This is a genomic window from Kaistella sp., assembly GCF_041824135.1.
Classification (GTDB): Bacteria; Bacteroidota; Bacteroidia; order Flavobacteriales; family Weeksellaceae; genus Kaistella.
This window is the reverse complement of record NZ_JBGZYM010000083.1, coordinates 1-9,261: the sequence shown is the minus strand read 5'-3', so window position 1 is coordinate 9,261 and position 9,261 is coordinate 1. Positions and strand designations below refer to the sequence as shown.

General features: G+C 34.3%; 12 protein-coding genes. 11 read left to right on the top strand and 1 reads right to left on the bottom strand.

Annotated features, from left to right (window positions below):
* The first annotated feature begins 62 nt into the window (after positions 1–62).
* From ACEYOS_RS09905 to ACEYOS_RS09860, 10 genes are all read left to right on the top strand, one after another.
* A complete protein-coding gene (locus ACEYOS_RS09905; protein ID WP_373784493.1) occupies positions 63–578 on the top strand; it encodes a DUF177 domain-containing protein in 516 nt (171 codons plus the stop codon).
* A 75-nt stretch (positions 579–653) separates the two neighbouring features.
* Positions 654–857, top strand: coding sequence for a 50S ribosomal protein L32 (rpmF, locus tag ACEYOS_RS09900; RefSeq protein WP_034718880.1), 204 nt, complete (start codon positions 654–656; stop codon positions 855–857).
* 115 nt (positions 858–972) lie between these two features.
* Positions 973–1,452, top strand: coding sequence for an acetyl-CoA carboxylase biotin carboxyl carrier protein (gene accB, locus ACEYOS_RS09895; protein WP_373707456.1), 480 nt, complete (start codon positions 973–975; stop codon positions 1,450–1,452).
* 89 nt (positions 1,453–1,541) lie between these two features.
* Complete coding sequence (gene accC / locus ACEYOS_RS09890; RefSeq protein WP_373707457.1) at positions 1,542–2,894, top strand: acetyl-CoA carboxylase biotin carboxylase subunit; 1,353 nt, start codon at positions 1,542–1,544, stop codon at positions 2,892–2,894.
* A gap of 96 nt (positions 2,895–2,990) precedes the next feature.
* Positions 2,991–4,244 carry an ornithine--oxo-acid transaminase gene (gene rocD / locus ACEYOS_RS09885; RefSeq protein ID WP_373707458.1) on the top strand — a complete coding sequence of 418 codons (1,254 nt, stop codon included), beginning with the start codon at positions 2,991–2,993 and terminating at the stop codon, positions 4,242–4,244.
* Positions 4,245–4,247: 3 nt separating this feature from the next.
* Positions 4,248–5,021: a glycosyltransferase family 2 protein gene (locus ACEYOS_RS09880; RefSeq protein WP_373707459.1), complete on the top strand. Its 774-nt coding sequence runs from the start codon at positions 4,248–4,250 to the stop codon at positions 5,019–5,021.
* The gene (locus ACEYOS_RS09875) at positions 5,021–5,974 is read left to right on the top strand and encodes a glycosyltransferase (RefSeq protein WP_373707460.1); all 954 of its coding nucleotides are present in this window, start codon (positions 5,021–5,023) and stop codon (positions 5,972–5,974) included. The genes ACEYOS_RS09880 and ACEYOS_RS09875 overlap by 1 nt, the downstream gene beginning before the upstream one ends.
* Positions 5,971–6,888, top strand: a complete 918-nt coding sequence (locus tag ACEYOS_RS09870) for a glycosyltransferase family 2 protein (protein ID WP_373707461.1) — start codon at positions 5,971–5,973, stop codon at positions 6,886–6,888. The genes ACEYOS_RS09875 and ACEYOS_RS09870 overlap by 4 nt, the downstream gene beginning before the upstream one ends.
* Positions 6,885–7,883 carry a hypothetical protein gene (locus ACEYOS_RS09865; protein WP_373747927.1) on the top strand — a complete coding sequence of 333 codons (999 nt, stop codon included), beginning with the start codon at positions 6,885–6,887 and terminating at the stop codon, positions 7,881–7,883. Before ACEYOS_RS09870 ends, ACEYOS_RS09865 begins: the two co-directional genes overlap by 4 nt.
* Entirely contained in the window at positions 7,880–8,722 is an 843-nt protein-coding gene (locus ACEYOS_RS09860; RefSeq protein WP_373707463.1) for a glycosyltransferase family 2 protein, read from the top strand. Before ACEYOS_RS09865 ends, ACEYOS_RS09860 begins: the two co-directional genes overlap by 4 nt.
* On the opposite strand, the gene ACEYOS_RS09855 is transcribed toward ACEYOS_RS09860, so the two are convergent.
* Positions 8,723–9,070 carry a phosphomannose isomerase type II C-terminal cupin domain gene (locus tag ACEYOS_RS09855; protein ID WP_373707464.1) on the bottom strand — a complete coding sequence of 116 codons (348 nt, stop codon included), beginning with the start codon at positions 9,068–9,070 and terminating at the stop codon, positions 8,723–8,725.
* A gap of 85 nt (positions 9,071–9,155) precedes the next feature.
* On the opposite strand from ACEYOS_RS09855, the gene ACEYOS_RS09850 reads away from it, so the two are divergent.
* Positions 9,156–9,261, top strand: a 106-nt coding sequence (locus tag ACEYOS_RS09850; protein ID WP_373797568.1) for a glutamate--tRNA ligase family protein, incomplete at its 3' end; no start/stop codon positions are given.

Below are 9,261 nucleotides of genomic sequence, written 5' to 3'. Positions count from 1 at the left end.
TAGATTTGTTTAAGATTAATTTGTAATATTAAAAAAAATGCATATTTTTGCACACTCATTTTATGGACAAGTTTAGAAACTACGATATTGAGTTTTCGGGATTAAAAAACGGAAAACACGAGTTCAGGTTTGAGATAGATAGGAAGTTCTTTCAACTTTTCGATACTGAACAAGAATTTACAGAACCTAAAATTGTAGCTGAAATCCTTATGGATAAGCATACTACTTTTTTAGAACTTTTGATCAAAACTTCGGGAACTGTTAATTTGGTTTGTGATATCACGAACGAAAATTTTGACCACCCGATTGAGCATGAGATTGAAGTTTTGGTAAATTTTGGGGAAGAATATGATGACAGTAATGTTGATGTGGTAACCATTCCGAAGACAGATCACGCTTTCAACGCTTCACAATTGATTTATGAAGATGTGATGTTATCAATCCCTATGAAAAAAGTTTCTCCAAATATTTCTGATGAAGATTTTGAGATTCTGGAAAAGTTCGGTCCGAAAGAAGTAGTTGAAGAAGAACCAGTAATTGACCCACGGTGGGAAGCATTGAAGAAATTAAAAGATTAATATTAAATAGTTTAAAATGATGAGAATTGAGAAATCAAATACTCATCGCTCATCAAATTAAAAAATTATTAGAAAATGGCACATCCAAAGAGAAGACAATCGTCAACAAGAAGAGATAAAAGAAGAACTCACTACAAAGCAGTAGTTCCTCAATTAGCAAAAGATGCAGCATCAGGTGAAATGCACTTGTACCACAGAGCACACTGGCATGAAGGTAAATTATACTACAGAGGTAAAGTAGTAATCGAAAAAGAAGTAGAAACTGCAGAAGAGGCTTAGGCTTAAAACCTAACAAAAACTTCGTTTTTATACATAAACCACTCAATTTTTTCAATTTTGGGTGGTTTTTTATTGTTTTTTAGTATCTTTGGCATAATAAACAAATACCAATTATATGGACATTAAAGACATCCAGAATCTTATTAAATTTGTGTCTAAGGCTGAGGTTTCAGAAGTAAAATACAAAACAAAAGATTTCGAAATCACCATTAAAACTCCGCTCGCAGGAAGCGAAACGAATTATATGGCGTCACCAGCAGTTTATCATACTGCACCACAACAAGCTCCAGCTGCAGCACCAGTTGCCGCGCCTGCTGCCGCTTCTACAGAAGTTGCTGCAGAAGATGACAGTAAATTTATTACCATCAAATCTCCGATGATTGGAACGTTCTACAGAAAACCTTCACCAGACAAAGATCTGTTTGTGAATGTAGGTGACGAAGTTACCGAAGGCAAAGTAGTTTGTGTAATTGAAGCAATGAAATTATTCAACCAAATTGAATCCGAAGTTTCAGGAAAAATCGTTAAAGTTTTAGTTGATGATGCGACTCCTGTTGAATACGATCAACCTTTATTTTTAGTAGATCCTTCTTAAAGTAATTTTAAATTATAAATTATAGATTTTAGATCAATGCATCTAAAATAATTTACAATTCAAAATTTAAAATTTAAAATCTCTAATAGATGTTTAAAAAAATATTAATCGCCAATCGCGGCGAAATTGCAATGCGAATTCTTCGTACGTGCAAAGAAATGGGAATTAAAACCGTTGCCGTGTATTCTACCGCCGACAAAGACAGTCTCCACGTGAGATTTGCTGACGAAGCAGTTTGTATCGGTCCAGCGATGAGTAAAGATTCTTACTTGAAAATCCCAAATATCATTTCTGCCGCAGAAATTACCAACGCCGATGCGATTCATCCAGGTTACGGGTTTTTGTCAGAAAATGCTAACTTCTCCAGAATTTGTCAGAAAAACGGAATCAAATTTATTGGTGCCACGCCTGAACAGATTGATAGAATGGGTGATAAAGCCAACGCAAAAGCGACCATGAAAGAGGCCGGAGTTCCTTGTGTACCCGGTTCTGATGGATTAATCGATTCTTACGAACACGCCATAGTAATTGCTAAAGAAGTCGGATATCCAGTGATGATCAAAGCAACTGCTGGTGGTGGTGGAAAAGGAATGCGTGCCGTCTGGAAAGAAGAGGATATGAAGGAGCATTGGGAATCTGCAGTTCAGGAAGCCGTTGCCGCTTTTGGAAATGGTGGAATGTACATGGAGAAATTGATCGAAGAACCTCGTCATATTGAAATTCAGATTGCAGGTGATCAGTACGGAAATGCTTGCCATTTATCTGAAAGAGATTGTTCCGTACAAAGAAGAAATCAGAAGTTAACTGAAGAAACGCCATCGCCATTTATGACCGATGAACTTCGTCAGAAAATGGGAGATGCTGCGGTAAAAGCGGCTGAATATATTGGGTACGAAGGAGTTGGTACCATCGAGTTTCTGGTTGATAAACACCGTAATTTTTACTTCATGGAAATGAATACAAGAATTCAGGTAGAGCATCCAATTACAGAACAGGTTGTAGATTATGATTTGATTCGTGAGCAGATTTTATTAGCTTCAGGAACCGCAATTTCAGGACAGAATTATTTCCCGAAATTGCATTCAATCGAATGTAGAATTAATGCAGAAGATCCTTTCAATGATTTCCGACCTTCACCAGGAAAAATTACTGAATTGAATATCCCAGGTGGACATGGAATTCGTGTTGATACCCATGTTTACTCAGGTTACACTATTCCATCCAATTATGATTCAATGATTGCGAAATTGATTACCACCGCACAAACACGGGAGGAAGCAATTGCAAAAATGAAACGCGCTTTGGAAGAATTTTATATCGAAGGGGTAAAGACAACCATTCCGTTCCATAGACAGTTGATGGAAGATGAGAATTATCTTGCCGGAGAATATACCACGAAATTCATGGAGGATTTCAAAATGGACAAAAGTTTCGATGTTTAATTAGATCGATATTCATATAGAAACGCCTCTTTTTGAGGCGTTTTTTGTTTCAGGGAATTTCAATAATAATGATTAAATTTGTAAAAAGTAAAAAATATGTCAGAGATCACATCAGTAAAAAATTCACAGTATTTCATTGATTTAGAAAACGAACATGGCGCTCATAATTATCATCCACTTCCGGTGGTTTTAGAAAAAGGAGAAGGCGTTTATGTTTGGGATGTAGAAGGAAAAAAATATTATGATTTTCTTTCAGCTTACTCCGCTGTAAATCAAGGACATTCTCATCCGAAAATTCTTCAGGCATTAATTGATCAAGCCAGCAAACTGGCTTTAACGTCAAGAGCTTTCTATAATTCGAGTTTAGGAGAATATGAGAAAATGATCACTGCTCTTTTCGGATTTGATAAAGTATTACCGATGAATTCCGGTGCAGAAGCTGTTGAAACTGCAGTGAAGTTAGCACGAAAATGGAGTTATGAAGTTAAAGGTATTTCAGAAAACGCTGCGAAAATAATCGTGTGCGAAAATAACTTTCACGGAAGAACTACAACCATAGTTTCTTTTTCAAATGATCCGGATGCCAATAGAAATTACGGTCCTTTCACGCCAGGTTTTATCAAAATTCCTTACAACGATATCAGCGCTTTAGAAGAAACCTTAAAAAATGACGCGCCAAATATTGCCGCTTTCTTAGTAGAACCAATTCAAGGAGAAGCTGGAGTTTATGTGCCAGATGATGGATATTTAAAGCAAGCTTCGGAACTTTGTAAAAAATACAATGTCCTTTTTATTGCAGATGAAGTTCAAACTGGAATCGCCAGAACAGGAAGATTAATTGCATGTCATCATGAAGATGTACAGCCCGATATTTTGGTTTTAGGAAAAGCAATTTCTGGAGGAATGTATCCCGTTTCAGCGGTCTTGGCGAACAATGAGATTATGAACGTTATCAAGCCAGGTCAGCACGGGTCAACTTTTGGAGGAAATCCGATTGCTTGCGCAGTTGCAATGGCCGCGTTAACTGTTGTAAAAGACGAGAACCTTTCAGAAAGAGCTGAAGAACTTGGAAAATTATTCCGTTCGGAAATTAATAAATTAATCGAGAAATCTGATTTAATTACTAAAGTCCGTGGTAAAGGTTTGCTCAATGCCATTTTAATTAATGATACTCCCGAAAGTTCTACGGCGTGGAACCTTTGTTTAAATTTAAAAGAAAACGGTTTGCTGGCGAAACCTACGCACGGTAACATCATCAGACTTGCGCCACCTTTGGTCATAACCGAAGAGCAACTTTTGGAATGTGTTGCGATTATCGGAAAAACCGTTTTAGAATATAAGAAAGATTAAAACTTGGAACTGAAAGAAAAAATCAGCGGTCTGATCATCACTTTTAATGAAGAAAAAAACATTCAGGAAATTCTTGATGATTTTTCGATTTGTGATGAGATCATCGTGGTTGATTCTTTCAGTTCTGACCAAACGGTTGCAATCGCTCAACAAAATCCTAAAGTTAAAATTATCCAGCACGCTTTTGAAGATTTTACGAAACAACGCAATGTCGCTTTAGATGCTGCGGCCAATGATTGGGTTCTTTTTTTAGATGGCGACGAGAGAATCACGCCTGAACTTCGACAGGAAATGATTTTAGAGTTGGATAAAGCTGATAAGAAAGATGCTTATTATTTCTATCGAAAATTTTATTTTGCCGGAAAGCCGATCAATTTTTCGGGAACACAAACGGATAAGAATTTCCGACTTTTCAGAAAAAGTAAATGTCGGTATGTTGCCGATAAAAAAGTACATGAAACATTAGCGGTTAACGGATCGATCGGAGTTTTCAATAATAAACTCCTGCATTTTTCCGTTTCTGATTATGATAGTTATAAAAATAAAATGATTCATTACGGCGAACTGAAAGGACAGGAACTCTTTAACAAAGGAAAAAAGTTTAGTGTATTCATTCAATATCTAAAATCTGCATTTAAGTTTTTTAAAACTTATTTTTTGCGTTTGGGATTTCTAGATGGAAAAGAAGGTCTTCAATTATCAGTCTTACAGACTTTAAGCGTTTTTGAAACCTACGAATCCTTGAAAAAAGAACAACTAAAAAGTAAATTGGTGTGATGAAGATCTGTGTAATTAGTTTTGATTTCTGGAACTACGATGCTCATATTGTAAAGGAGCTTCGAAGGGAAGGTATAGATGCACATCATATTAACATTGGTGCTTATCAACATGAAAATTTCCCAGCTCGGGTTAAAAATACCATTTCTAAAGTTCTTTTAAAACGCAATCTGAAAAACGAATTGCGACAGGAAATGATTTTGGATAAACTGAACAAGTTAGGTCCGCAAGATCAGATTTTGGTCATCAATCCTGAATTAATTGATCGCGAATTCCACAATAAAATTAAGAAATTTACCAAAAGATATATCGCCTATTTGTATGACAGTCTGGCGCGCTGCCCGGCTGAACATTTGGTGGATATGTTCGACGATGTTTTTAGTTTTGATAAAAAAGATGCTTATAAAAACAATTTCAAATTAATTACTAATTATAATTATCTGCCAGAAGTTAAGAAGGCAGAACCGGTAAAATATGATTTGGTTTATCTAGGATCTTTTGATAACCGGATTTCATGTTTGTGGAAGATCATTGCCAGGATCAAAACCTTTAAGATTAAGTATAATTTTGTGGTCGTCGGAAAAAAAACGTGGACTAAAAATCTAAATATTCAGAATAACAGCGATATTACGTTTACTCGGAAAAGAATTGAACATCAAGATATTGCACGGTATTATAATCAAGGAAATGTATTGCTTGATTTAATGCGTAATAACCAGACAGGTTTAAGCTTTCGGTTTTTTGAAGCAATGGCTTTGAAAAAGAAAATCATCACCAATAATCCAACGGTGAAAGACTACGATTTTTATACTCCAGAAAATATTTTAGTTTTAAATGAAGATTTTTCTAATATAGATCCTGCATTCTTTCAAAGTACTTATCAGGAACTTCCGCCAGAGATTTATAAAAAATATACTATTGGAACTTGGGTAGAAACTGTTTTTAATTTATGAAGACATCGGTTGCGCTGTGTACCTTTAACGGAGAGAAATACCTAAGAAAGCAACTTGATTCTATTCTAGAACAAACAGTTGCAGTTGATGAGATTGTAATATGTGATGATCTATCTACAGATGCGACTTTATCGATTTTAAATCAGTACAAAGAAACTTTTCCAAACATTTTTAAAATTCATGCAAATGAGAAAAATCTTCGCAGCGTAAAGAATTTTGAAAAAGCGATTTCGTTATGTGAAAATGAAATTGTTTTTCTGTGTGATCAGGATGATATGTGGATTCCAGAAAAAGTGGAAGTTATTTTAAATCAATTTAAAATTTCACCAGAATTGCAAGTAATTGCTACAAATGCTTTTATTATCAATGATGATGAGGATATGCTAAATGTATCTACCATCTACGATATTCCGTCTAAGACTACAAAGGAGATGAAGGAGATTTTATTTTTCCATCAAAATTTTTGTACCGGTGCAACCATTGCGATGAGGAAAGAGTTTGCAGATGACCTTATGCCATTTCCACCTGAAAATCTCTTTCATCATGATGAGTGGATTGCGTTGAAAGCTTCTTTAAAAAATCAATTACTATTTTTAAATGATCGACTGATAAAATATAGAATTCATCAGAACCAACTGGTTGGCGGTGTTATATTTTCAGAACAGGATTTACAGAAGCGAATTGATAAGATTGAACTGCCAGCCGAAGAAATGAATTCTAAAATTATTTTTTCATTTCTGAAGAAAGTGAAACGTAAAATGTTAGATATCGAAAAATTTAGGACGATTGAACATCAGCAGTTTTTTGATTTGATGTTAAAGGAGTTGAAGGCGAAAAAAGAGGAAATTTCTCTTATTTCCGATAGAAAATTTAAGCTATTAACTTTTTTCTATAAATTGACTGGAAAAATATGATGGCAAAAAAGAAAATGCTACTGGTCATGCACAATTTTGTTGGGATTGGTGATTTAATGGTCAAAAATTTAGACTATCTTAACGTCGATTTTGATGTTCTTTTTTACGACGATACGCCAAAATTTAGATATGAAAGTGTTGGTCAAAAATTAGAAGGTTTTCTGAGAAAAATTTTTTTGAAAGACAGGACATTTAAACAGAGTTTAAAGAGTGATTATAAAAAGACAGCACTTTTAGAAAAGGCTTCGAAGTTAGGAAATTATGAAAATATTTTAGTTCTAAATACAGAGTATTTCGAAAGTAATTTTATTGATGAATTATCTAAACATACTGAAAACCTCTACGGTTTTCACTGGGATGGATTAAATAGAAATAATGATCTCTTAGATAAAATTAAGTTATTTAAAAAGTTTTTTGTATTCGATCTACAAGATGAAAACAAAGAAGCTAATGTTCATTTTTTACCTAATTTTTATTTTGATTTCCCAGAAGAGGGAAGAGTTGAAAAAGTGTATGATCTGCTCTATATCGGAACGTTCATGGAAGAGCGGTTTGGCAAATTAGTCACTTTCGCCAATTGGCTAAAAGACAAGAATTTCAAATTTAAAATCTCACTTATTTCGTTTGATAAAAAAACCATCAAAAAAAAGCAAAACTCAGACATAACTTTTATAAGTTCACTGGTTGATTACAGGGAAAATATTGAATTAGTGAAAAAAAGCACAGCATTGCTTGATTTGAAGTTGAAAGTTCACAATGGTTTATCATTAAGATTTTTTGAAGCATTGAAATACGAAAAGAAAATTATTACCGATAATCAAGACGTGATCAATTATAATTTTTACGATGCAGAGAACATCTTTATTTTAGGTAAAGATTCGATGGACCGACTAGATTATTTTTTGAACTCTTCGTACCAGCCAATCGATGAAAATATACGCAAACAGTACAGCTTTAGCAATTGGCTAAATGTTATTTTAAACGAAAACAAATGAAAGACGTTGTCTCGGTAATTATTCCTTACTATCACTGCCAAAATTATATTTTGGAGACTCTTGATTGTGTCAAGAATCAAACTTACCAGCAAATTGAAATTGTGCTGGTTAATGATGGTTCAGACCAAGATTTTCTAAATCAAATTAAAGAATCTAATAATTATAATAATCTAAAAATCGTTCACCAGAAAAATAGGGGGCAATCAGCTGCGAGAAACAATGGCGTTCGTAATTCTCTGGGAGAATATCTTTTCTTTCTAGACTGTGATGATAAAATTTCACCGGATTATATTGAGAAAGCAATTAAAATTTTAAAATCTGATTCGGAGATAAAATTAGTATATGCTAAAGGAGAGTATTTTGAAGCGAAAACTGGTGAATGGCCACTTCCGAAATTTGAAACTAAATCGTTTCTTATTGAAAACTGTATTCCAATAATTTGCCTCATTTACAAAGAAGATTTTAAGAAAGCTGGGGGATTTGATACGAACTTAAGTTTTTTTGAAGATTGGGATTTATGGATTTCTATCCTGAAGACTGGAGGAAAAGTGCATCGAATTAATGAGTTTCTTTTTTCTTACAGAATACAAAACGCACAAAAATCGCTATCCGATCGATTTGAAAATGATATTGAAATGTTAGGAGATAATTATTTTAAGATTTATAGCAAACACTATGAATTTTACAAGGAAAACGGAATTGGTTTTCATCAACTTTTCACTGCGCTCAGAGAAAATCAAAAATATAAGGGGAAATACTATAATACGTGGTATAGAAAACTTATTTACAAATATTTCAAACCCGAGAAATATACTATGATTTATGATAAGTTGAAGTAATTACTCTCCTCTCTCATAATCATCTTCCAACCTCACGATGTCATCTTCACCAAAATAAGTTCCCGTTTGTACTTCTACAAAAACGACTAATTCCGAAGAACGGTTTTCAATTCGATGTTTTGCACCTAAAGGAATGTGAATGCTTTCGCCATATTTGATGATGATTTCTTCGCCATCCAAAGTTACGACTGCTTCTCCTTCTACCATGGTCCAATATTCCTGGCGGTGATGATGAAACTGATAAGACAGGCGCTGGCCAGGATTGACCTCGATTCTCTTCAATTTATAATGGGGTTCATCTGCCAAAACATAATATTTTCCCCAAGGTCTGTCACCGATTTCTAACATATAGTGCATTATTTAATATGCAAAAATAAGAAATAATACGCAACGCTGAATTTTTCTTTAAATTTGCAACTTAAAATAAAGGAGAATGAGCAAAGTTAGAGTGCGTTTTGCACCAAGTCCAACCGGACCTTTACATTTAGGAGGAGTTAGAACTGCCTTGTACGATTATCTTTTCGCCAAAAATCAAGGTG

Excerpts from the sequence above, each read along its gene's own strand:
- rpmF (WP_034718880.1), top strand. The coding sequence starts at position 654 with ATGGCACATCCAAAGAGAAGACAATCGTCAACAAGAAGAGATAAAAGA.
- accC (WP_373707457.1), top strand. The coding sequence starts at position 1,542 with ATGTTTAAAAAAATATTAATCGCCAATCGCGGCGAAATTGCAATGCGA.
- rocD (WP_373707458.1), top strand. The coding sequence starts at position 2,991 with ATGTCAGAGATCACATCAGTAAAAAATTCACAGTATTTCATTGATTTA.
- ACEYOS_RS09865 (WP_373747927.1), top strand. The coding sequence starts at position 6,885 with ATGATGGCAAAAAAGAAAATGCTACTGGTCATGCACAATTTTGTTGGG.
- ACEYOS_RS09860 (WP_373707463.1), top strand. The coding sequence starts at position 7,880 with ATGAAAGACGTTGTCTCGGTAATTATTCCTTACTATCACTGCCAAAAT.
- ACEYOS_RS09855 (WP_373707464.1), bottom strand. The coding sequence starts at position 9,070 with ATGTTAGAAATCGGTGACAGACCTTGGGGAAAATATTATGTTTTGGCA.
- accB (WP_373707456.1), top strand. The coding sequence starts at position 973 with ATGGACATTAAAGACATCCAGAATCTTATTAAATTTGTGTCTAAGGCT.
- ACEYOS_RS09875 (WP_373707460.1), top strand. The coding sequence starts at position 5,021 with ATGAAGATCTGTGTAATTAGTTTTGATTTCTGGAACTACGATGCTCAT.
- ACEYOS_RS09905 (WP_373784493.1), top strand. The coding sequence starts at position 63 with ATGGACAAGTTTAGAAACTACGATATTGAGTTTTCGGGATTAAAAAAC.
- ACEYOS_RS09870 (WP_373707461.1), top strand. The coding sequence starts at position 5,971 with ATGAAGACATCGGTTGCGCTGTGTACCTTTAACGGAGAGAAATACCTA.